The organism is Ruegeria sp. AL3 (assembly GCF_056536065.1).
On record NZ_JBQFJG010000001.1, the window covers coordinates 1,061,150 to 1,081,466 of the forward strand.

Consider the following 20,317-nt stretch of genomic DNA (forward strand, 5'->3'; position numbering starts at 1 on the left):
TAAGCACAAAGGATCCGAGATGTCATCCCCTTTTGAGACTTCGCGCTAATGTGCCAGCAACTCTTCGCGTGACAGCGCAAAACCGGATGCGATCCAGCGTTTTTCCAGCTCGGCCAGCTTCTTGCCCAGCGCCGGGCCGGTGAAGTTGGGGATCAGATCCCTGGCCTGGACAGGGAAACGTGCTGCTGCGCCTGCATGCAGATCGCGCCGCAAATCTTCGGACCAGGGTTGTTCCAGAAAGGCGCAGCGCAAAAGCGTCTCGTGCAATCCCCCTTCATCGCCATAGCGGTATCCCAGTTCAGCAATACTGGTTGTGGACTGTGCCTCTTCACGCATCCTGATCAGGCGTTGCAACTGCGAACGGCTCAACCGCAATGTCGCGGCATCATCGGGCGAGGCAATGGCTGCCAGACGACGCACCGGATCGGGATCGGCACCAGCCGCCTGTTCCAGCGCGATCAAAGGGGCCAAAGACCGATCGTCCGCCCCCGGCAGCACACGGGCTAAAACACCGGTACTGCGCATGGTTGCAACGGCGGGGGCCGGATCAGGCGACGCCAGCAATTTCAGCAGCTCTGCCCCGATCCGCTCGCGCGACAACGACTCCAGCCCGTCAAGATTGGCGCCGATGGCGGCCAGGGCACCGGGGTCGAAACCGCCATCCGGATCCCCGTACCAGGCGTGAAAACGGAAGTAGCGAAGCGAGCGGAGATAGTCTTCGCGAATGCGGTTCTCGGCGGTTCCAATGAACCGCACCAACCGGGCCTCGAGGTCGGGAAGACCACCTAGAGGGTCCAGCACGGTGCCATCAGGTTGGGCGTAGAGCGCGTTCATAGTGAAATCCCGTCGCGCCGCGTCTTCTTCGACATGATCGGAAAAAGCCACGACCGCGCGGCGGCCATCGGTTTCCACGTCACGGCGGAAGGTGGTGACCTCGTGCGGGATGCCCGCGCTGACCACTGTGATCGTACCATGCTCGATGCCGGTCGGAATGGCCCTGAGCCCGGCAGCCTGCGCCAGTTCGACGATCTGCCCGGGCTTTGCATCGGTGGCAATGTCGATATCCGACACTGGTGCGCCAAGCAGCGCGTTGCGCACGCATCCACCCACGAAAAGCGCCTGAGCCCCGGATGAGGTCAGCGCCGAACAGACCTTTTGGGTCGCTGGTTCACTGATCCAGGCTTCGTCAATCAGCATCATTCATTCACCCGTGCAGCAAGCCCGCGCAATATGCGGGCGGTCGCGCCCCAGATGTAATAGGGGCCGTACGGAACTGCGTAGTATCTGCGTCTTTGGCCGCGCCATCGGCGCGACTCGACCAGATAATTCTCAGGATTCAAAAGATGGGCAAGGGGGGTCGAGAAAACTTCGTCCACTTCTCCGGGTTCAGGCACGGGTTGGAACCTGTCCCGCAAAACTGCGACAACCGGTGTCACAGTGAACGAGGTCACGGTCTCATGCGTCGACAGAAATCCCAGGATCTCGGGCATTTCCGGGGGCAGGCCGATCTCTTCCTCAGCTTCCCGCAGCGCCGCAGCCGTAACATCAGCATCGGTTTCGTCCTGTTTGCCACCGGGAAAGGCGATCTGGCCCGGGTGATGCTTCAACGCGGATGAGCGTTTGGTCAGGATGACCTGCGGTGTGTCATCAGCCAGCGAAATGGCCACCAGAACACCGGCGGGTCGCAACCGTCGTCCGGGCGGCAGAACGGTATCCGGGTTCAGGTCAAAGTCGCTGGACCCGTGACCGGGGCGGCGCAGGGCCGCCCGGATCTTTTCAACCAGGTCATGCACCTTTGGGGTCTTCGGCATCGAACCCGACAGTTGCTGGGTCCAACACATAATGAGCCCCGCAGAACTGACAATCCGCGGTGACTTCGCCCTCGGGCGTGGTCATCTTTTCGATATCCTTGGCCGAATAGATCGACAGGCTCTGTCGCACACGATCCTCGGAACAGGTGCAGCCAAATTGCACGGACTGCGCATCATAGACACGCGGCTGTTCCTCGTGAAACAGGCGAACCAGAAGGTCGGTCGGCGCAACAGAGGGGCCGATCATCTCCAATTCCTCGACGGTATCCAGCAGGATATTGACGCGACCCCAGTTTTCACCTTCTTCGCCGTCGACCAGTTCGGCAGCGGTCAGAATGTCACCGGTTCCTTCGCCCGACGCGGCAAAGGGCGACGCTTTGGGCATGTGTTGCAGCATGATGCCGCCTGCACGCCAATGCTCGCCCACGCCCGGCTCGGTCGATTTGCCGAAGCTCAGCGAAAACCGCGTCGGCAGCTGTTCGGATTGTGCAAAATACGCCTCGGCGCACGCACTCAGTGATCCACCGGCCAGCGGGGTAATGCCCTGATACGGCTGCGTGCCCTCACCCTGATCGATCATGATGGCAAAATACCCTTCGCCCACCTGATCGAACGGTGCGGAATTGGAAAGCCGGTCCCGGTCAAAACTGGCATAAGCCCGAATCTGGGCGGGCTGGCCCTCTTTCTGCGGCGCATAATAGTCGGTTGCGATCATGCGCACCGCCCCTTTGGACTGTACCTGCAACGACAGTTTCCAGCGCAACGCAACCGTTTGGCCGATCAACGCGGTCAGCAAGGCCATCTCGGCCACAAGCGCCTCGACCTGCTCGGGATAGTCATGCTGTTTCAGGATACCTTCCAGCACGCCATCCAGACGGGCCACGCGGCCGCGCATGTCGGATGCATCAAGTTGAAAGGGCAGGACAGTATCGTCCCACGCGATTTTTGTTCCAAGAGACATGGGGTTTCCTTACACGCCACGGGTTGGCATACCGGCACCATATAGGTCGTACAGATCGGGTTGAAAGGGGCCATACATGATCAGGCGGTTCGGTGAAACCCCCGAGACGGGGCGGAAATACACCCGAAGGGTTGGCGTATATGCCCTTTTGCCACGTGGCGGCCAATTGCTGTTGACCTGTCAGACCGAACCGGGCCCGGATCTGCAATTGCCGGGTGGAGGCATCGATCCGGGCGAATCACCGATTTCGGCCTTGCATCGCGAAGTCTATGAAGAAACCGGGTGGCACGTTGCCAACCCGCGTCGCATCGGCGCTTTTCGTCGGTTCACCTATATGCCCGAATACGATCTGTGGGCCGAAAAGGTCTGCCTGATCTACCGCGCCCGTCCCGTACGCCGCAAAGGCCCGCCGAGCGAGGCATTCCACGAAGCACTGTGGATGGAAGCCGCCGATGCCGTTGAATTGCTGGGCAATGACGGTGACCGGCACTTTGCGGAAATGCATCTCAGTTCGCTTTAAGGCCCGTTATATTCAAAGAAAACGGCGGATACGTCATCCCCAATGCCATCTTTGGGCGAAATCTCCTGGGTCAATCGCCAGAACATGTCGTCCAGAAACTCCGAGCCGCCCTTTTCAGAAATGCACTGCTGGGCCATCTGTCGCAAACCGTCTTCCTCTAGCAAACCGCCTTCGGCAAGCTGACATTCGGTAAACCCGTCCGAATACACCAACAGTTTGTCGCCGGGTTTCATGTGAATCTCGATTTGCTGAAAACTCGCATCTTCGATCAGCCCGATCGGCAACCCGCCATCACCCAGAAATTCAGTGCTGCCATCCTGCCGCAGCAGAAGCGGATGCGGATGCCCGGCCTGCACCATCTTGAGATGCCCGTTTCGAAGATCCACAATGGCGTAGACCATCGTGAAATACTCCTCGATCCCCTCATCCGCCATCAATCGGGAATTGAGCATGCTTGCGACGTCTTCCGGAGGCAGCAGTGCATAGAATTTGTTGAACCTCTTTTCCATTGCGACATTTTGATCGAAATGCTTGCTGGAAAGATAACCGCCCAGACGCGCCGTCATCATGGCCGAGGTGATGCCATGCCCGGATACATCTATGCTGTAGAACCCCAGCCGATTGACCCCGGGCGAGAACATGCCAACAAGGTCTCCTCCGATATGGCCGCAGGGTTTCAACAACAGGCTGACCCGGGATTTTCCAAAGCTCCGCGTAAATTCCGGAACCAGCGATTCCTGGATTTTTCGGGCCTGCATGAGGTCCTTGTCGATCGCGTCATGCGCCAGCCTGAGTTCTTCCAGCGCGGATTCGATCAGGCGGTTTTTCTGTGAAAGCTCGCGCTGCATGTCCAGAATGCGCGCGCCTGCGGATATGCGCGCCCGCAACTCATCCGCCTCCAGGGGTTTGATCAGAAAATCGTCTGCCCCGGCATCCAGTCCGCGCGCAACCTCCTGCTTTTCACTTTTGGAAGTCAGAAGGATGAAATAACAATATTGATCGGTATCCAGGGCGCGAAACGCATTGCAGAACTCAAGCCCGCTCATCCCCGGCATGACCCAATCGCTGAGAACAAGATCGGGCGGATCGTCCAGACAATGCGCCAAAGCGGCATCGCCCGTATCGGCCTCGACCACCTCAAAGCCCCATTTTCTGAGCGATGCGACCAGGATGCGCCGCTGTAGACGGCTGTCATCAACAACCAGCACCTTACGGATCGCGCCGAAATCCAGATCTGATCTGGTTTCCTCAAGACTCGCCCTTGGCACCATTTACCCTCTGACCTGATGCGTTCATTCACACAGGGCGATCCTAGTGGCGACGGTTTTAACATCCGGTGAAGACCGAAGGCAGCAATCCAGCTTGGCCGTTAACCCGGTTTTTACTGCTGTTGCCTATTCCTGAAAGCGCATGTTCAACGGCAGGTGACGCAGTATGATCCACTGGGGCAGAGTCCGACAATTGCGGGACGAGGTTGGCCCGGATGAGTTTGATGAAGTGGTCGACATCTTTCTGGAAGAAGTGCAGGAGGTCATCGCCCGCCTGCATCAGGATACAAGCCGGTCCGAACTGGAACAGAACCTGCACTTCCTGAAAGGCAGCGCGCTCAGTCTTGGATTCGATCAGTTCTCGAAACTCTGTCAGGACGGCGAACGGCAGGCGGCCGCGGGTCAGGGCGAGGATGTCGATCTGCCCGCTATTCTGGCCGTATTTGACAGCTCGAAACAGAAATTCGAGGCTGAGCTGCGCCAGAATCTGGATTAAATCACGAACTGCGCCAGCGTTTCGTCTTCGGTTATATCGGTGTAGGTGAACCCTGCCTCATCCAGATGCGCAAACAGACGCATGAAGTTTTCAGGCTTGCGGGTTTCGATCCCGATCAGGACCGAGCCGAAATTGCGAGCCGATTTTTTCATGTATTCAAAACGGGCGATATCGTCCTCGGGGCCCAGAATACCCAGAAATTCTTTCAGCGCGCCGGGGCGTTGCGGCAGGCGCAGGATGAAATACTTCTTCACCCCGGAATAGCGTTGGGCGCGTTCTTTGACCTCGGGCAGGCGCTCGAAATCGAAATTGCCGCCCGACGTTACACAGACCACGGTTTTGCCCCGTACAAAACTTTGGATATCACCCACCGCTTCGATCGCCAGCGCGCCAGCGGGCTCCAGAACAATGCCTTCGACATTCAGCATCTCGATCATGGTGGTGCAGATTCGGTCCTCGGACAGAACCAGTACGTCCGACAGATGGCGAGATTTCAGCAGTTCGAACGGTTTCTCACCGATCCGTCCAACCGCAGCGCCATCGACAAAGGTATCCACATGATCCAGCGACACAGGATGCCCCGCAGCCAGCGCAGCGCGCAAACAGGCACCTCCGGCCGGTTCGACAAACAGACAATGGCTGCGATCCCCGAACCACGTGGCCACGCCCGAGGACATGCCGCCGCCGCCAACCGGCAGAACGACGTGATCCGGCACACCGCCCATTTGCTCTTCGATCTCGACCGCCAATGATGCCTGGCCTTCAATGACATCCACGTCGTCAAACGGAGACAGAAAATACCCGCCCTGCTGTGTGCACCACGCCTGGGCAGCAGCCAGCGTGTCATCGAAATAGTCGCCGGTGAGGTGAATCTCGATATTGTCGCCGCCGAAGATGCGGGTCTTTTGGATTTTCTGCTGCGGGGTCGTCACCGGCATGAAGATCACGCCTTTGACGTCCAGATGCTTGCACATGAACGCCACGCCCTGCGCGTGGTTGCCCGCGCTGGCACAGACGAACAGGTCCTGCCCCTGCTGCTTGCGCATGGCGTTGAACGCACCGCGGATCTTGTAGGACCGCACCGGGCTGAGGTCCTCGCGCTTGAGCCAGATATCGGCGCCGTAGCGGTCAGACAGATGGGCATTCCGCTGCAATGGCGTCGCCGGAAACACAGAGCGCATCGCCTGTTCGGCGGCGCGGGCGCGGGTCATGAAATCAGTCATGCCCGTTTCCCTGCCCCATCGTCGCGATAAGGGCAAGGAATACATATGTGTACGCCGCTCAGGACAGTTCGCGCTTTTCGATGAAGACGCCGTACATTGTAGTAAAGATACTGACGTTGATCATCGGAAGGATGAGCGTGCCGAAGAACACGGTCAGCAAAACGCCCAGCACCGGTATTATTGCCAAGGCGGCGAAAGCCAGCTGCACCAACACCTGGAACAGGAATGCAACGAGGAGCAGCAACAAGATTGCACCGCTGACCCCGGATGTGTTGTTCCAAGCCTCACCGAGCGATATGGGATTTCCTATCGCCGCCGCGGGCAGAATAATTGACAGGCGATAGAAGCATACGACCAGAAAAACGGAGTATGCAATCATCAGAATGATCGAAAGCCCTGCAAGACCTTCGCCTAGTGCAGCAGCGACCAGGCCCATGGGGACATACGCGATCACCATCAAAATTCCCAACATCAGGAAGCGACCGAAATAGGCAAGAATCCTGTCGAAACGGAAGGTCGGCAGTATTCCCGTGGGGTACTCTTCCATCAGGATGAAGCGGTGCCATGACACCGCGATCCAGAACATGGTGACGAACATTACCGCCAGCAAAACGACCACAAAAACAAAGGCTGAACCTGCGGTTACACCCGGTGGCAGATCGACTGCGTTTTCATCCAGCGCCTCAAGCGGAATACCAAGCGCCATGAACACGCCCACGATGATGATCGTCGCAATCAGGGCAGGGCCAACCGTAATCTGTAGCACCTGCTTGATGTTTCCAAATACCATCCGCACCGAATGCACGAATATTTGCCATCCCAACATTTGAAACCGCCCCTTCAACCAATGCTTGTTATTCTCTGCATCCGTTTCACCCCAATTCCGGTACTGCGTCAATCCTCACAACTTGCCCCCGCGTGCAAAACCCGCTAGGGGCCAATCGTTCTACGCATAAAGGGAAGTCAGATGTCCGCGCCCAAGAAAGTTGTTCTGGCCTATTCCGGTGGCCTTGATACCTCGATCATCCTGAAATGGTTGCAGACCGAATATGGCTGTGAGGTCGTCACCTTCACCGCCGATCTGGGTCAGGGCGAAGAGCTGGAGCCCGCTCGCAAAAAGGCCGAGCTGCTCGGGATCAAGCCCGAGAACATCTATATCGAGGATATCCGCGAGGAATTCGTGCGCGACTTCGTCTTCCCGATGTTCCGCGCCAATGCGCAGTACGAAGGTCTGTACCTGCTGGGCACGTCCATCGCGCGCCCCCTGATTTCGAAACGTCTGGTCGAAATCGCCGAAGCCACCGGTGCCGATGCGGTCGCCCACGGTGCCACCGGCAAGGGCAATGACCAGGTACGGTTCGAACTGGCGGCCTATGCGCTGAACCCCGATATCAAAGTGATCGCACCCTGGCGCGAGTGGGACCTGACCAGCCGCACCAAGCTGCTGGAATTTGCGGAACAGAACCAGATCCCGATCGCCAAGGACAAGCGCGGCGAGGCCCCCTTCTCGGTCGATGCCAACCTGCTGCACACCTCGTCCGAAGGAAAGGTTCTGGAAGACCCAGCCGATATGGCGCCCGACTATGTCTATCAGCGCACCGTCCACCCCGAGGACGCGCCCGATCAGCCGGAATTCATCGAGATCGGCTTTGAAAAAGGCGACGCGGTCAGTATCAATGGCGAGGCGATGAGCCCCGCGACCATCCTGACCAAGCTGAACGAATATGGCGGCAAGCACGGCATTGGCCGACTGGACCTTGTTGAAGGTCGCTTTGTTGGCATGAAGTCGCGCGGCATCTATGAAACACCCGGCGGCACCATCCTGCTTGAGGCGCATCGCGGCATCGAATCCATCACCATGGACCGGGGCGCGATGCATCTGAAGGATCAGTTGATGCCGCAATATGCGGAACTGATCTACAACGGCTTCTGGTACTCGCCTGAACGTGAAATGCTGCAAGCCGCCATCGACAAGAGCCAGGAACACGTCACCGGCACCGTGCGGGTGAAGCTGTACAAGGGTCTGGCCTCGACCGTGGGCCGCTGGTCGGATCACTCGCTGTATTCCGAGGCGCATGTGACCTTCGAAGAAGACGCGGGCGCCTATGATCAGAAAGACGCCGCGGGCTTCATCCAACTGAACGCGCTGCGGTTGAAACTGCTGGCCGCGCGCGACAAGCGGTTGTCCAAGTGACCGAAGATGACGGTCTGAACGACGAACTGGAAATGTTCATCGAAGCGCAGGATACGGTCTGGGCCGATGTCCTGCGCGAACTGGAACAGGGGCAGAAGACCAGCCATTGGATGTGGTTCGTTTTTCCGCAACTGGCCGAGCTGGGCCAATCGCATATGGCGCAGCTTTACGGCATCGAAGATCTGGATGAAGCCAAGCGCTATCTGAACCACCCGGTACTGCGCCACCGTCTGACGCAAGCGGCCTCGTTGATGTTGCTGCATCAGGGGCGCGACGCCAGCGACATACTGGGCGGGGTTGACGCGAAAAAGCTTCGCTCTTCGATGACCTTGTTTTCCTCGGTGGCAGATGCTCCGGCCGAGTTCCAGGCCGTTCTTGACGCTTTCTACGATGGCGAGCCGTGCGCGCGAACCGTTCAGAGCCTTGGCGCATCGTGATCGGAAGTTCCAGTCGGGTCAGCCTTGCCTGTTCGATACCTGACGTTTTACGCATTCGGTAACTGCGAAAGGAACCCGGATGCTTCAGCATATCGCCGACGAAATTCAAAAAGGCCTGAACGGCAAAACCTTTGACGGCTCATTGAAATTCGATTGTGGCGAGGACGGCGTGATTGTTCTGGCCGACAGTCAGGCATCGACACGGGACCAGGAAACGGATTGCACGATCCGCATCTCGCAGGACAACCTGACCAAGCTTCTGACCGGAAAACTGAACCCGATGACAGGTGTCGCTTTGGGCAAGCTCAAAATCTCGGGCAATATGGGCGTTGCGATGAAACTGGGGCAGCTGCTGGGTTAAGCCGAAGGCAGGTTCACCGCGGAATTCCACCTCGCCGGGGCGCCCTGTCCCTCCGCCAAGACGGCCTGCGCAAGCTGTTCCACTGACATCCGCCGCCGATAAACTTGCCTCACCAGACCGTGACATCAGATGTCAGGCAATTGAATGTCATTCGGGTTCGGGTCACCTTGGTGCCGAAAGGAGACCCGACATGTCACGAACCGCTTTTCTGGAAGCCTTCAAACCGGCCATTCTTTTCACCCTGATCACGTTGGCTGCGATGTTGCGCGCTCTGCCCGCCCCCGCGGCAGGGGCCGAAACGCTGACAGTTGCAGGGGGCTGTTTCTGGTGTGTTGAGTCCGATTTTGAATCGGTACCGGGCGTTGTCGGGGCTGTGTCGGGCTATACCGGCGGCAATTCGGCCAACCCCACCTATGATCAGGTCTCCAAAGGTAGCACTGGCCATTATGAAGCGGTTCAGATCACTTTCGATCCGGCCCGGGTGTCACGTGAAACGCTGCTGAACATGTTCTTCCGCTCGGTTGACCCAACGGATGCCGGTGGTCAGTTCTGCGACCGGGGCGACAGCTATCGAACCGCAATTTTCGTCTCTAACCCGGGCGAAAAGGCGTTGGCGGAACAGGCGAAGAAAAATGCAGAGCGGGCATTGGGCCAAAAGGTGGTCACCCCGATCCTGAACGCGGGCACGTTTTACCCTGCCGAGGCCTATCATCAGGATTACTACAAAGGGAACAAGCTGATCTTTACCCGCTTTGGGCCGAAACGTCAGCAAAACGCCTATAAAGCATATCGCAAAGCCTGTGGCCGTGACGCGCGTGTCAAACAGCTTTGGGGTTCAGATGCGCCTTTCGCCGGCTCTTAATCGAAGGACGCGTCGCGCACTTCTCTCAGATCGGGAATGACATCCGCAGTCCCGTGCCGCGTGACCATCAGGGCAGCGGCGCGGTTCGCTTGCAGAATGGCCTGTTCCATCGGCATTCCCCGATCCATTCCAGCCAGTACGTAGCCGGTAAAAGTATCACCTGCCCCGGTGGTATCCACGGCCTGCACCTTGTGGGCCGAAAATTCCACCGGGTCATTGCCCTGCTGCAAATACCGGGCACCTTTTGAGCCCAGCGTGACAATGACATGCCGCACGGGCAGGTCAGCCGCACCCATCCCGGTTTCCTGCCGCAATTGTTCGGCCTCGATCTCGTTCAGGATCAGGAAATCCAGATAGGGCAGAACCGCCTGAACCGCCTGTGCCTGAAACGGTGCAGCGGCATAACACACGGTCAATCCAAGTTTGCGCCCGAATTGCGCAGCTTCGACCTGTGCGTTGGTTTCATTCTGCAAGATCAGCAGATCACCGGTGCTTGCCGATGACAGCGCCTGCCCCAGATGGCTGATATCCAAAGCATGGTTGGCCCCCGGATAGAGGATGATCAGGTTCTCACCCTCGGCGTCCACCGCAATGATCGCGTGCCCGGTCGGCAGATCCACCTCAGAGATATAGCGTGTGTCCACACCATATTCCGTCAGTCGATCCTTCGCCCAGCGCCCATCATGCCCGACGGCACCGATATGGCTGACGCGTGATCCGGCCCGCGCAGCCGCCACTGACATATTGGCACCTTTCCCGCCAAGAAACCGGTCCAGCCCGTGGGCGGCCAGAGTTTCCCCTGGCGCAGGCAGATGCGGCAAGTCATAGACCATATCCGCGTTGATCGAGCCGAGGTTCCAGATTGTCATGGGTTACCCGATGTCGCACGAGGCCAGAATGGCCATGTTCAGAATATCGTTCGCGGTCGAGACGGTCGAGCAAATCTGAATCGGCTTGTCGACGCCCGACAGGATCGGCCCGATCACGGTGGCACCGCCCATTTCCTGCATCAGCTTGGTCGAGATGCTGGCCGAGTGCCGTGCGGGAACGATCAGGATATTCGCCGGACCGGTCAGACGCGAGAACGGATAGGCCGCTTGCTGTTCGACGTTCAGGGCGACATCCACCGTCATTTCACCCTCGTATTCAAAGTCGACGCCGCGCTGATCCAGAACAGCCGGGGCGCGGTGCATCTTTTCAGCACGTTCTGACACCGGATAGCCAAAGGTTGAGAAGCTGACAAAAGCCACGCGCGGCTCCAGCCCCATATGCCGGGCAACTGCGGCCGAACGTTCGGCAATATTCGCCAGATCGTTTTCGTCGGGCCATTCATGTACCAAAGTGTCGCCAATCAGGACAATCCGACCTTTATGCAGCAAAGCTGTCACACCGGCGGCACCGTTGGCGGCATCGGCATCAAACACATGGTTGATCCGGTCGAGCACATGCGCGGACTTGCGGGTTGCGCCGGTGACCAGACCATCACCATGCCCATGGGCCAGCATCAGCGAGGAAAACACGTGCCGGTCCCGTGCGGCCAAACGGTGAATATCTTTACGGTCAAAGCCCTTACGCTGCAAACGCTCATAAAGGAAATTCGAATAGGTCTCGAGATGCGCGGTATTGGCCGCATTCACGACCTCGATTTCACGCACAGCGTCGCCCAGGCCCGTGGCTTCCAGTTTGGTCTTAACATCGTCTGGCCGACCAACCACAAGCGCCTTGCCGAAACCTGACCGCTGATACATGACCGCTGCACGCAGCACGCGGGGATCATCGCCCTCAGCAAAAATCATGCGGCTTTGCGCCTGTCGCGCCCGGGCGTTCAGCCCGCGCAGGATGCTGGCGGTCGGGTCCATCCGGGATTTCAGACTCAGCTCATACGCGTCCATGTCGATGATCGGACGGCGCGCGGCACCGGTGTCCATCCCCGCCCTGGCAACAGCGGGCGGGATACGGTGGATCAGGCGCGGGTCAAACGGCGTGGGGATGATATAGTCCCGCCCAAAGGTCAGCGACTTGCCATAGGCCATGGCGACCTCATCCGGCACATCCTCGCGCGCCAGATTTGCAAGTGCGTGGGCACAGGCGATCTTCATCTCATCATTGATGGCGCGGGCATGAATGTCCAACGCACCGCGGAACAGGTAGGGGAAGCCCAGAACATTATTCACCTGGTTTGGATAGTCGCTGCGCCCGGTCGCCACGATGGCGTCCACACGGACCTCGTGCGCTTCTTCCGGGGTGATTTCCGGATCGGGATTGGCCATCGCAAAGATGACAGGATTGTCAGCCATGCTGGCAACCATATCCTGCGTCACAGCGCCCTTGACCGATACGCCCAGGAACACATCCGCGCCCTTCATCGCGTCTTCCAATGTGCGCAGGTCGGTTGTGATCGCATGCGCCGACTTCCACTGGTTCATTCCCTCAGTCCGGCCCTGATAGATCACGCCCTTGGTGTCGCAGACGATGCAGTTTTCATGGCGGGCGCCCATCGCCTTGAGCAATTCGATACAGGCGATTCCTGCCGCCCCGGCCCCGTTCAGAACGATCTTCACATCCTCGATCTTCTTGCCCGAGATATGCAGAGCGTTCAGCAGACCCGCCGCGCAGATCACCGCTGTTCCATGCTGGTCATCATGGAAGACCGGGATGTCCATCTCTTCCTTCAGGCGCTGTTCGATGATGAAACATTCGGGCGCCTTGATGTCTTCCAGGTTGATGCCGCCGAAGGTCGGCCCCATCAGTCGAACCGCTCGGCAGAACTCATCCGGGTCTTCGGTGTCCAGCTCGATATCGATCGAGTTCACGTCGGCGAACCGTTTGAACAAAACGGATTTCCCCTCCATCACCGGTTTCGAGCCCAGTGCACCAAGGTTGCCAAGACCCAGCACCGCCGTCCCGTTCGAGATCACAGCGACCAGATTGCCCTTGTTGGTATAGTCATACGCGGTTTCCGGCGCCTCGGCGATGGCTTCACATGGGACAGCCACACCGGGGCTGTAGGCCAATGACAGATCCCGCTGCGTGGTCATCGGGACGGTGGCCTGCACCTCCCACTTGCCGGGGGTCGGGTCGAGGTGAAAGGCCAGCGCCTCTTCTTTGGTGATCTTCGCTTTGGGCATCGGATATGTCGTTTCTTTACATCTGTTGGGCTTTTGCCTCATAGCGCAGGCAAAGGCGCGTCTCAACGACAATACGTTTTCACCTTTCGTCGCAGGGGCCGGGTTTGTAAGGTCGCGCCGGAATACGCCAGAGGGGAGCAGCCTTGTCCAACGTCACGCCGATGATGGCGCAATACCTGGAAATCAAAGAGGCCCACGCGGATGCCCTGCTGTTCTATCGCATGGGCGATTTCTACGAGATGTTCTTTGAGGATGCCGTGAACGCCGCCGAGGCGCTGGACATCGCCCTGACCAAACGCGGCAAACACAACGGAACTGACATTCCAATGTGTGGCGTGCCGGTTCACGCCGCCGAAGGGTATTTGCTGACACTGATCCGCAAAGGGTTCCGCGTCGCTGTCTGCGAACAGATGGAAAGCCCCGCTGAAGCGAAGAAAAGAGGCTCTAAATCAGTCGTAAAGCGCGATGTCGTGCGACTGGTGACACCCGGTACGCTGACCGAGGATGCCCTGCTGGAAGCCCGTCGTCACAATTTTCTGGCTACCTATTCCGAGGTGCGCGACGAGGCCGCGCTGGCTTGGGCAGATATCTCAACCGGGGCGTTTCACGTGATGCCATTGACCTCGGTCCGGCTGAGCCCCGAGCTGGCCCGGCTGGCCCCATCCGAGCTGATCGTGGCCGACGGGGTGGAACAGCCTTTGCAGGAAACGGTACGAGATCTGGGAATTTCGCTGACACCAATTGGACGAGCCAGCTTCGACAGCACTGCGGCGGAAAAACGCATCTGCGGATTGTTTCATGTGAATGCTCTGGACGCGTTCGGGTCCTTCGGGCGCGCAGAAGTATCGGCGATGGGTGCCTTGATTGGCTATTTGGAGATTACTCAAAAAGGCAAACTACCCCTGCTGCAAACACCACTCAAGGAATCCGAGGACCGTGTTGTGCAAATCGACGCCGCCACGCGTCGCAATCTGGAACTGACTCGATCCCTGTCCGGCGGGCGCGCCGGATCGCTGTTATCCGTGGTGGATCGTACGGTCACGCCCGGCGGCGCACGGTTGCTGGAGCAGCGCCTGTCCAGCCCTTCGCTTACCCTCGATGTTATTCACGGACGGTTGGACGCGGTTAGTTTTGCCGCTGAAGACAGCCTGATCGCATCGGACCTGCGCGAGGCTCTGCGCAAAACTCCCGATCTGGACCGCGCCCTGTCGCGCCTGTCGCTGGACCGAGGCGGCCCGCGCGACTTGGCCGCCATCCGCAACGGGCTGGCGCAGGCGCAGGCAATTTCCGAAATCTGCGAAGGTCAGGACCTGCCGGTGCTGCTGGCGACTGCGGTGCAGAACCTTGTGGGCTTTGACGATCTGCTCGACCTGCTGGATCAGGCGCTGGTCGCCGACCCGCCGCTGCTGGCGCGCGATGGCGGCTTCATCGCGCCGGGTTTCGACCCCGAACTGGACGAGGCCCGCACCCTGCGGGACGAAGGCCGCTCGGTCATTGCCGGGTTTCAGCGGAAATATGCCGAACATACCGGCATCGCCTCGTTGAAGATCAAGCACAACAACGTGCTGGGCTATTTCATCGAAACCACGGCCACCCATGCCGAGAAGATGCTGAACCCGCCATTTTCCGAGACCTATATCCATCGTCAGACCACCGCCAACCAGGTGCGGTTCACCACAGTTGAACTCAGCGAGATCGAAACCCGCATCCTGAACGCCGGCAATTTGGCATTGGAGATCGAGAAGCGGCTCTATCAAAGGCTTTCTGACAAGATTTTGGCGCAGGCTGCCCGCGTCAATCAGGCCGCGCGCGGGCTGGCCGAGCTGGACCTAACCACCGCGCTGGCCGATCTGGCGCGGGGCGAGAACTGGTGCCGCCCGCAGGTGGACGGATCGCGCGCCTTCGACATCGTCGCGGGCCGCCACCCTGTGGTCGAGCACGCGCTGCGCCAGCAATCGGGCGATGCCTTCATCGCCAATGACTGCGACCTCAGCGCCCAGGACGGCGCCGCCATCTGGTTACTTACCGGTCCGAACATGGCCGGTAAGTCGACCTTTCTGCGCCAGAATGCGCTGATCGCCCTGTTGGCCCAGATGGGCAGCTACGTCCCGGCCGAGCAGGCGCATATCGGCGTGGTCAGCCAGCTTTTCAGCCGCGTAGGCGCGTCCGACGATCTGGCGCGGGGCCGGTCGACCTTCATGGTCGAGATGGTGGAAACCGCCGCCATCCTCAACCAGGCTGATGACCGGGCGCTGGTGATCCTGGACGAAATCGGGCGTGGCACCGCCACCTATGACGGCCTGTCCATCGCCTGGGCCACGCTGGAACATCTGCACGCCGCCAACCGCTGCCGCGCGCTTTTCGCCACGCATTACCACGAGCTGACCGCGCTGGCCGGTAAACTGGAAGGCGTCGAAAACGCCACCGTCGCGGTCAAGGAATGGGACGGCGAGGTGATATTCCTGCACGAGGTCCACAAGGGCGCCGCCGACCGCTCCTATGGCGTGCAGGTCGCGCAATTGGCCGGGCTTCCCGCATCCGTGGTCGAACGCGCCCGCGTGGTTCTGGACCAGTTGGAGAAAACGGAACGCGAGGGCGGCAAGCAGAAGGCGCTGATCGACGATCTGCCGCTGTTTTCCGCCTCACCGCCCCCGCCGCAGCCGGTCCCGAAAGCGTCGCCAGTCACCGATATGCTGGACCAGATCCTGCCGGACGAACTGACCCCGCGCGAGGCCCTCGATCTGATCTACAAACTGAAAGAGGCGGCCAGATCCTGACCGCCCCTTCATCTTTTCCCAAATACTCTCGCCGAAGGCACGCGCCCTTGGGCGCGTTTCAGCTTGCCGGGGTTGACGACACGCCCACCTGTGCCGGGCGCAACAGACGATCGTGCAACATGAACCCTTCGGCGGACACCTGAATGATGTCTCCTGCCTTGGTTCCGGGAACAGGCGCCTCGAACATGGCCTCATGCACGTTCGGATCAAACCGGTCGCCCACTTCGGGTGTGATCACTTCGATTCCGTGCTTCTGGAACACGTCCTTCAAAGCGCGCATGGTCAATTCGACGCCTTCCAGCAGACCAGCAGCCACTTCTTTCTGCTCATCCGTCGCAGCTTCCAGGGCGCGCTTCATGTTGTCATAGACGGGCAGCATATCGCGGGCCAGCTTGGATCCGCCATACTGTTCCGCATCTCGGCGCGCCTTGTCGCTGCGCTTGCGCATGTTTTCGGCATCCGCCAGCGCGCGCATGAACTTGTCTTTATAGTCATCCCGTTCGGCCCGCAGCGCGTCCAGTTCCAGTTCTTCTTCGCTGATATCCATCAGCTCTTCGGCCAGCTCTTCGGCCTCGGCGGTTGCGATATCGTCCAGAAAATCTTCGTTCTTCGGCTCTGCCATCTTTTACCCTCTAGCTCCGGTCGGATATCAGCTTGCCGACCAGTTGCGCCGTATAATCCACGATCGGTACGATCCGCCCATAATTCAGACGTGTGGGTCCGATGACCCCCACCGCACCGATTATCTTTCGATCAGCGTTCATATAAGGAGACACCACCAAAGAGGAACCCGAAAGTGAGAAAAGTTTGTTCTCAGACCCGATAAAAATGCGCACACCCTCGCCTTCCTCGGTCAATTCAAGGAATTCGGCGATGTCTCGCTTGCGCTCAAGGTCATCGAACAGGGTGCGGATGCGGTCAAGTTCCTCGGCCTGACCGGGTTCGTTCAAAAGATTCGCGCGCCCGCGCACGATCAAACGGGCCGAGTCGCTTCCGTCTCCGTCCCAAACGGCCATTCCGCTTTCGACCATCTCACGGGCCAGAGTGTCGATTTCCTGCTTGCGCGCATCGATCTGCGTCTGCATTTGCCGCCGCACTTCGCTGAGTGTCCGTCCCTCGATAAGTGCGTTCAGGAAGTTCGCGGCCTCGCGCATGGAACTGGGTGTTTGCCCAGGCGGCGGCGTGAACAGCCGGTTTTCCACATGTCCGTCCGAGAAAACCAAAACCACCAAAGCCCGATCATGGCCCAGAGAAACAAATTCGATATGTTTGATTTCCGATTCATGCTTGGGCGTCAGAACCAGCGAGGCCCCTTGTGTCACGTTAGACAAGGCAGAGCCGACACGGTCCAGCATTCCACCAACATCACCCGTGTTAGAGCCTAATGTCTGCTCCAGTTTCTGCCGGTCATCGGCACCCAGGTCACCGACCTCAAGCAATCCGTCCACAAACATTCGCAGGCCTTGCTGCGTCGGGATTCGGCCGGCGCTGACATGGGGGCTATCCAGAAGGCCCAGAAACTCCAGATCCTGCATCACATTGCGGACAGTTGCAGCACTGACTTTTTCTGACAACGTACGCGTCAAAGTACGGCTGCCGACGGGCTCTCCGCTTTCCAGATAGCTCTCGACAATCAGCCGGAACACTTCGCGTGACCGGTCGTTCATCTCGTCCAGAATCTTGCTCGCTTCGCTCATCCGTGTTCCCCTGCTCGTTCGTCATTAAATAGCAGGCAAATGAAAGGTCAATCGGGGTTGCATCGTAACGCTGCGGGGCGTTATCCCCAACCCAGCAAACAAAGGAATTCCGATGCGACCCTCTGGAAGAGATTTAAGTGAAATGCGCGCCGTTTCAATCGAGACGGGAGTCACGAAACATGCCGAAGGTTCCTGCCTGATCAAAATGGGCGACACGCATGTTCTGTGCACCGCTACGATCGAAGATCGCGTGCCGCCGTTTATCAAGGGCTCGGGCCTGGGATGGGTCACAGCCGAATACGGCATGCTGCCCCGTGCCACCAATACGCGGATGCGGCGCGAGGCGGCCGCGGGCAAACAAGGGGGCCGCACGGTCGAAATCCAGCGCCTGATCGGCCGCGCCCTGCGCGCCGGCGTCGATCGGGTTGCTCTGGGCGAGCGTCAGATCACCGTGGACTGTGATGTGATCCAGGCCGATGGCGGCACCCGCTGCGCGTCAATCACCGGCGGCTGGGTCGCGCTGCGTCTGGCGGTTAACAAGCTGATGAAGACCGGCGACGTGATCTCGGACCCGCTGGTTGATCCGGTCGCGGCCGTGTCCTGTGGCATTTATGCAGGTCAGCCGGTGCTGGACCTTGATTACCCCGAAGACAGCGAAGCGGGCGTAGATGGCAACTTCATCATGACCGGATCCGGCAAACTGATCGAAGTGCAGATGAGCGCCGAAGGCTCGGTTTTCAGCCGCGCCCAAATGGATCAACTGATGGATCTGGCGGAAAAAGGCGTGTCCGAACTTGCGGCCGCGCAAAAGGCCGCCACCGCATGACCCGCAAGTTCGACGGCGACAGGTTGTTGGTCGCCACCCACAACAAAGGCAAGCTTGAGGAGATGGCCCATCTGCTCGAGCCCTTTGGCGTGACGGTCGTGGGCGCGGCCGAGATGGACCTGCCCGAGCCGGAAGAGACCGAGGACACATTTGTCGGCAATGCCCGGATCAAGGCCCACGCCGCCGCACAGGCCACCGGACTGCCCGCCCTGTCGGACGATTCCGGGATCACCATCGATGCGCTGGACGGCGCGCCGGGCGTGTACACCGCCGACTGGGCCGAAACCGGAAATGGCCGCGATTTCCTGATGGCCATGACCCGCGCCCATGACGAGCTTGAAGCAAAAAACGCACCGCATCCCCGCACGGCCCAATTCCGCTGCACATTGGTTCTGGCCTGGCCCGACGAGCACGACGAAGTGTTCGAAGGCATCGCGCCCGGTCATCTGGTCTGGCCGATCCGCGGCAAGGACGGGTTCGGCTATGACCCGATGTTTGTCCCCGACGGCTACGACATTACCTTTGCCGAGATGGATCGCTGGGAAAAGAACAAGATCAGCCACCGCGGTCGCGCGGTGGAAATGTTCGTGAAAGGCTGCTTTGGCGGATGATTGGCGCAACGGGGGCTTTGGCCTGTACGTGCATTGGCCCTTTTGCCAGGCCAAATGCCCCTATTGCGACTTCAACAGCCATGTTTCAAATAATATTGATCAAAAACAATGGCTTGACGCCTATCTATCCGAGCTTCACCGATCTGCTGCCGAAACGCCCGATCGGGTTCTGAACACGATCTTCTTTGGCGGCGGCACCCCCTCGCTGATGGCGCCCGAAACAGTGGCCGCCGTGATCGACACCGCCCGCGCCCTGTGGCGGCCCGCCAATGACATGGAAATCACCCTCGAGGCCAATCCCGGTTCGGTCGAGGCCGGGCGGTTCGCCGCCTATCGCGATGCAGGCGTGAACCGGGTTTCGATGGGCATTCAGGCGATGAATGACGAAGACCTGAGGCGGCTGGGCCGCATCCACACCGTGGCAGAGGCCCGCGCCGCCTTTGACATCGCCCGCAACTGTTTCAACCGGGTCAGCTTTGACCTGATCTATGCGCGCCAACACCAGACACTGGACGCCTGGCAAGAGGAACTGACCCAAGCGCTATCGATGGCCATCGACCACCTGTCGCTCTATCAATTGACGATCGAAGACGGGACGGCCTTTGGCGATCGATACGCCGTCGGTAAGTTACGCGGCTTGCCCGAAGATGACAGTGCCGCCGACATGTATCTGGCCACACAGGAAATCTGCGAAGCACATGGCTTGCCGGCCTATGAAGTTTCGAACCATGCCCGACCGGGCGCAGAATCGCAGCACAACCTGATTTACTGGCGGTATGGCGACTATGTGGGCATCGGCCCCGGCGCCCATGGGAGGATTACCCTGAATGGTCGGAAATACGCGACCGAAACCTATCTGAACCCCCAGCGTTGGCTTGATGCCGCGAATCAAGGCAATGGTGAAATGAACCGCAGCGCATTGCCCCTTGAAGATCAGGCAAATGAATACCTTATGATGGGTATGAGAATTACTGAGGGACTAGATATGGACAGGTGGCAAGCCTTGTCTGGCCGCTCTCTTCCTTCTGAAGCCATAGATCATCTGACCGACATCAACATGGTTCGGCGCAGCAACGGGCGCCTCATCGCCACATCAGACGGGCGCGCCGTATTGAACGCGGTCATCCGGGAGCTGTTGGACTGAG

General features: G+C 59.2%; 20 protein-coding genes. 10 read left to right on the forward strand and 10 right to left on the reverse strand.

What is annotated here, in order from left to right:
• Window positions 1-45: 45 nt before the first annotated feature.
• Genes ACR3E6_RS05330 through hslO form a run of 3 tightly spaced genes read right to left on the reverse strand, consistent with a single transcriptional unit; the run spans window position 46 to window position 2,772 of the window.
• A complete protein-coding gene (locus ACR3E6_RS05330; RefSeq protein ID WP_171635387.1) occupies window positions 46-1,200 on the reverse strand; it encodes a CCA tRNA nucleotidyltransferase in 1,155 nt (384 codons plus the stop codon).
• A complete protein-coding gene (locus ACR3E6_RS05335) occupies window positions 1,197-1,811 on the reverse strand; it encodes a CoA pyrophosphatase (protein ID WP_209834366.1) in 615 nt (204 codons plus the stop codon). Before ACR3E6_RS05335 ends, ACR3E6_RS05330 begins: the two co-directional genes overlap by 4 nt.
• A complete protein-coding gene (gene hslO, locus ACR3E6_RS05340; RefSeq protein ID WP_209834369.1) occupies window positions 1,786-2,772 on the reverse strand; it encodes an Hsp33 family molecular chaperone HslO in 987 nt (328 codons plus the stop codon). The genes ACR3E6_RS05335 and hslO overlap by 26 nt, the downstream gene beginning before the upstream one ends.
• Window positions 2,773-2,848: 76 nt before the next feature.
• Between hslO and ACR3E6_RS05345 the strand changes: the two genes are divergently transcribed.
• Complete coding sequence (locus ACR3E6_RS05345; RefSeq protein WP_152459593.1) at window positions 2,849-3,292, forward strand: NUDIX hydrolase; 444 nt, start codon at window positions 2,849-2,851, stop codon at window positions 3,290-3,292.
• On the opposite strand, the gene ACR3E6_RS05350 is transcribed toward ACR3E6_RS05345, so the two are convergent.
• Window positions 3,289-4,563, reverse strand: a complete 1,275-nt coding sequence (locus ACR3E6_RS05350; RefSeq protein ID WP_171635382.1) for a PP2C family protein-serine/threonine phosphatase — start codon at window positions 4,561-4,563, stop codon at window positions 3,289-3,291. The two genes, ACR3E6_RS05345 and ACR3E6_RS05350, sit on opposite strands and share 4 nt — an antisense overlap.
• Before the next feature lie 163 nt (window positions 4,564-4,726).
• On the opposite strand from ACR3E6_RS05350, the gene ACR3E6_RS05355 reads away from it, so the two are divergent.
• Window positions 4,727-5,056, forward strand: coding sequence for an Hpt domain-containing protein (locus ACR3E6_RS05355; RefSeq protein ID WP_170345824.1), 330 nt, complete (start codon window positions 4,727-4,729; stop codon window positions 5,054-5,056).
• Here ACR3E6_RS05355 and ilvA read toward each other — a convergent pair.
• Together ilvA and ACR3E6_RS05365 are read right to left on the reverse strand one after the other, a co-directional pair.
• Window positions 5,053-6,279 (reverse strand): threonine ammonia-lyase IlvA, encoded by a 1,227-nt coding sequence (ilvA, locus tag ACR3E6_RS05360; protein WP_170345826.1) that lies wholly within the window; start codon window positions 6,277-6,279, stop codon window positions 5,053-5,055. The genes ACR3E6_RS05355 and ilvA overlap by 4 nt on opposite strands.
• A 58-nt stretch (window positions 6,280-6,337) precedes the next feature.
• Entirely contained in the window at window positions 6,338-7,105 is a 768-nt protein-coding gene (locus ACR3E6_RS05365) for a hypothetical protein (RefSeq protein WP_480486174.1), read from the reverse strand.
• A 141-nt stretch (window positions 7,106-7,246) separates the two neighbouring features.
• Here ACR3E6_RS05365 and ACR3E6_RS05370 point away from each other — a divergent pair, with 141 nt between their 5' ends.
• The 4 genes from ACR3E6_RS05370 (at window position 7,247) to msrA (ending at window position 10,133) form a co-directional block, all read left to right on the forward strand.
• Window positions 7,247-8,473 carry an argininosuccinate synthase gene (locus ACR3E6_RS05370; RefSeq protein WP_152459598.1) on the forward strand — a complete coding sequence of 409 codons (1,227 nt, stop codon included), beginning with the start codon at window positions 7,247-7,249 and terminating at the stop codon, window positions 8,471-8,473.
• A gap of 32 nt (window positions 8,474-8,505) precedes the next feature.
• Window positions 8,506-8,910: a DUF1810 domain-containing protein gene (locus tag ACR3E6_RS05375; protein WP_171724165.1), complete on the forward strand. Its 405-nt coding sequence runs from the start codon at window positions 8,506-8,508 to the stop codon at window positions 8,908-8,910.
• 79 nt (window positions 8,911-8,989) lie between these two features.
• Window positions 8,990-9,271 (forward strand): SCP2 sterol-binding domain-containing protein, encoded by a 282-nt coding sequence (locus tag ACR3E6_RS05380; protein WP_210093134.1) that lies wholly within the window; start codon window positions 8,990-8,992, stop codon window positions 9,269-9,271.
• Window positions 9,272-9,530: 259 nt separating this feature from the next.
• Window positions 9,531-10,133 carry a peptide-methionine (S)-S-oxide reductase MsrA gene (msrA, locus tag ACR3E6_RS05385; protein ID WP_480488093.1) on the forward strand — a complete coding sequence of 201 codons (603 nt, stop codon included), beginning with the start codon at window positions 9,531-9,533 and terminating at the stop codon, window positions 10,131-10,133.
• Here msrA and ACR3E6_RS05390 read toward each other — a convergent pair.
• Window positions 10,130-11,002, reverse strand: coding sequence for a ribokinase (locus ACR3E6_RS05390; RefSeq protein WP_171724011.1), 873 nt, complete (start codon window positions 11,000-11,002; stop codon window positions 10,130-10,132). The genes msrA and ACR3E6_RS05390 overlap by 4 nt on opposite strands.
• A gap of 3 nt (window positions 11,003-11,005) precedes the next feature.
• A complete protein-coding gene (locus tag ACR3E6_RS05395) occupies window positions 11,006-13,261 on the reverse strand; it encodes an NADP-dependent malic enzyme (RefSeq protein ID WP_171724010.1) in 2,256 nt (751 codons plus the stop codon).
• 161 nt (window positions 13,262-13,422) lie between these two features.
• On the opposite strand from ACR3E6_RS05395, the gene mutS reads away from it, so the two are divergent.
• Window positions 13,423-16,038, forward strand: a complete 2,616-nt coding sequence (gene mutS, locus ACR3E6_RS05400) for a DNA mismatch repair protein MutS (RefSeq protein ID WP_480488095.1) — start codon at window positions 13,423-13,425, stop codon at window positions 16,036-16,038.
• A 58-nt stretch (window positions 16,039-16,096) separates the two neighbouring features.
• Here the strand turns inward: mutS and ACR3E6_RS05405 are convergent, their stop codons facing one another.
• Together ACR3E6_RS05405 and hrcA are read right to left on the reverse strand one after the other, a co-directional pair.
• Window positions 16,097-16,660 (reverse strand): nucleotide exchange factor GrpE, encoded by a 564-nt coding sequence (locus ACR3E6_RS05405; protein ID WP_171116719.1) that lies wholly within the window; start codon window positions 16,658-16,660, stop codon window positions 16,097-16,099.
• Between the two features lie 10 nt (window positions 16,661-16,670).
• Complete coding sequence (gene hrcA / locus ACR3E6_RS05410; protein WP_152459604.1) at window positions 16,671-17,735, reverse strand: heat-inducible transcriptional repressor HrcA; 1,065 nt, start codon at window positions 17,733-17,735, stop codon at window positions 16,671-16,673.
• A 112-nt stretch (window positions 17,736-17,847) separates the two neighbouring features.
• On the opposite strand from hrcA, the gene rph reads away from it, so the two are divergent.
• The 3 genes from rph to hemW are packed head-to-tail and all read left to right on the forward strand — an operon-like array spanning window position 17,848 to window position 20,316.
• Window positions 17,848-18,561: a ribonuclease PH gene (gene rph, locus ACR3E6_RS05415; RefSeq protein ID WP_171233535.1), complete on the forward strand. Its 714-nt coding sequence runs from the start codon at window positions 17,848-17,850 to the stop codon at window positions 18,559-18,561.
• Window positions 18,558-19,172: an RdgB/HAM1 family non-canonical purine NTP pyrophosphatase gene (rdgB, locus tag ACR3E6_RS05420; RefSeq protein WP_480486177.1), complete on the forward strand. Its 615-nt coding sequence runs from the start codon at window positions 18,558-18,560 to the stop codon at window positions 19,170-19,172. Before rph ends, rdgB begins: the two co-directional genes overlap by 4 nt.
• On the forward strand, window positions 19,162-20,316 hold the full coding sequence (gene hemW, locus ACR3E6_RS05425) for a radical SAM family heme chaperone HemW (protein ID WP_480486179.1): 1,155 nt from the start codon (window positions 19,162-19,164) through the stop codon (window positions 20,314-20,316). Before rdgB ends, hemW begins: the two co-directional genes overlap by 11 nt.
• Window position 20,317: the final 1 nt, after the last annotated feature.

Excerpts from the sequence above, each read along its gene's own strand:
- ACR3E6_RS05330 (WP_171635387.1), bottom strand. The coding sequence starts at position 1,200 with ATGATGCTGATTGACGAAGCCTGGATCAGTGAACCAGCGACCCAAAAG.
- ACR3E6_RS05335 (WP_209834366.1), bottom strand. The coding sequence starts at position 1,811 with ATGCCGAAGACCCCAAAGGTGCATGACCTGGTTGAAAAGATCCGGGCG.
- hslO (WP_209834369.1), bottom strand. The coding sequence starts at position 2,772 with ATGTCTCTTGGAACAAAAATCGCGTGGGACGATACTGTCCTGCCCTTT.
- ACR3E6_RS05345 (WP_152459593.1), top strand. The coding sequence starts at position 2,849 with ATGATCAGGCGGTTCGGTGAAACCCCCGAGACGGGGCGGAAATACACC.
- ACR3E6_RS05350 (WP_171635382.1), bottom strand. The coding sequence starts at position 4,563 with ATGGTGCCAAGGGCGAGTCTTGAGGAAACCAGATCAGATCTGGATTTC.
- ACR3E6_RS05355 (WP_170345824.1), top strand. The coding sequence starts at position 4,727 with ATGATCCACTGGGGCAGAGTCCGACAATTGCGGGACGAGGTTGGCCCG.
- ilvA (WP_170345826.1), bottom strand. The coding sequence starts at position 6,279 with ATGACTGATTTCATGACCCGCGCCCGCGCCGCCGAACAGGCGATGCGC.
- ACR3E6_RS05365 (WP_480486174.1), bottom strand. The coding sequence starts at position 7,105 with ATGTTGGGATGGCAAATATTCGTGCATTCGGTGCGGATGGTATTTGGA.
- ACR3E6_RS05370 (WP_152459598.1), top strand. The coding sequence starts at position 7,247 with ATGTCCGCGCCCAAGAAAGTTGTTCTGGCCTATTCCGGTGGCCTTGAT.
- ACR3E6_RS05375 (WP_171724165.1), top strand. The coding sequence starts at position 8,506 with ATGTTCATCGAAGCGCAGGATACGGTCTGGGCCGATGTCCTGCGCGAA.
- ACR3E6_RS05380 (WP_210093134.1), top strand. The coding sequence starts at position 8,990 with ATGCTTCAGCATATCGCCGACGAAATTCAAAAAGGCCTGAACGGCAAA.
- msrA (WP_480488093.1), top strand. The coding sequence starts at position 9,531 with ATGTTGCGCGCTCTGCCCGCCCCCGCGGCAGGGGCCGAAACGCTGACA.
- ACR3E6_RS05390 (WP_171724011.1), bottom strand. The coding sequence starts at position 11,002 with ATGACAATCTGGAACCTCGGCTCGATCAACGCGGATATGGTCTATGAC.
- ACR3E6_RS05395 (WP_171724010.1), bottom strand. The coding sequence starts at position 13,261 with ATGCCCAAAGCGAAGATCACCAAAGAAGAGGCGCTGGCCTTTCACCTC.
- mutS (WP_480488095.1), top strand. The coding sequence starts at position 13,423 with ATGATGGCGCAATACCTGGAAATCAAAGAGGCCCACGCGGATGCCCTG.
- ACR3E6_RS05405 (WP_171116719.1), bottom strand. The coding sequence starts at position 16,660 with ATGGCAGAGCCGAAGAACGAAGATTTTCTGGACGATATCGCAACCGCC.
- hrcA (WP_152459604.1), bottom strand. The coding sequence starts at position 17,735 with ATGAGCGAAGCGAGCAAGATTCTGGACGAGATGAACGACCGGTCACGC.
- rph (WP_171233535.1), top strand. The coding sequence starts at position 17,848 with ATGCGACCCTCTGGAAGAGATTTAAGTGAAATGCGCGCCGTTTCAATC.
- rdgB (WP_480486177.1), top strand. The coding sequence starts at position 18,558 with ATGACCCGCAAGTTCGACGGCGACAGGTTGTTGGTCGCCACCCACAAC.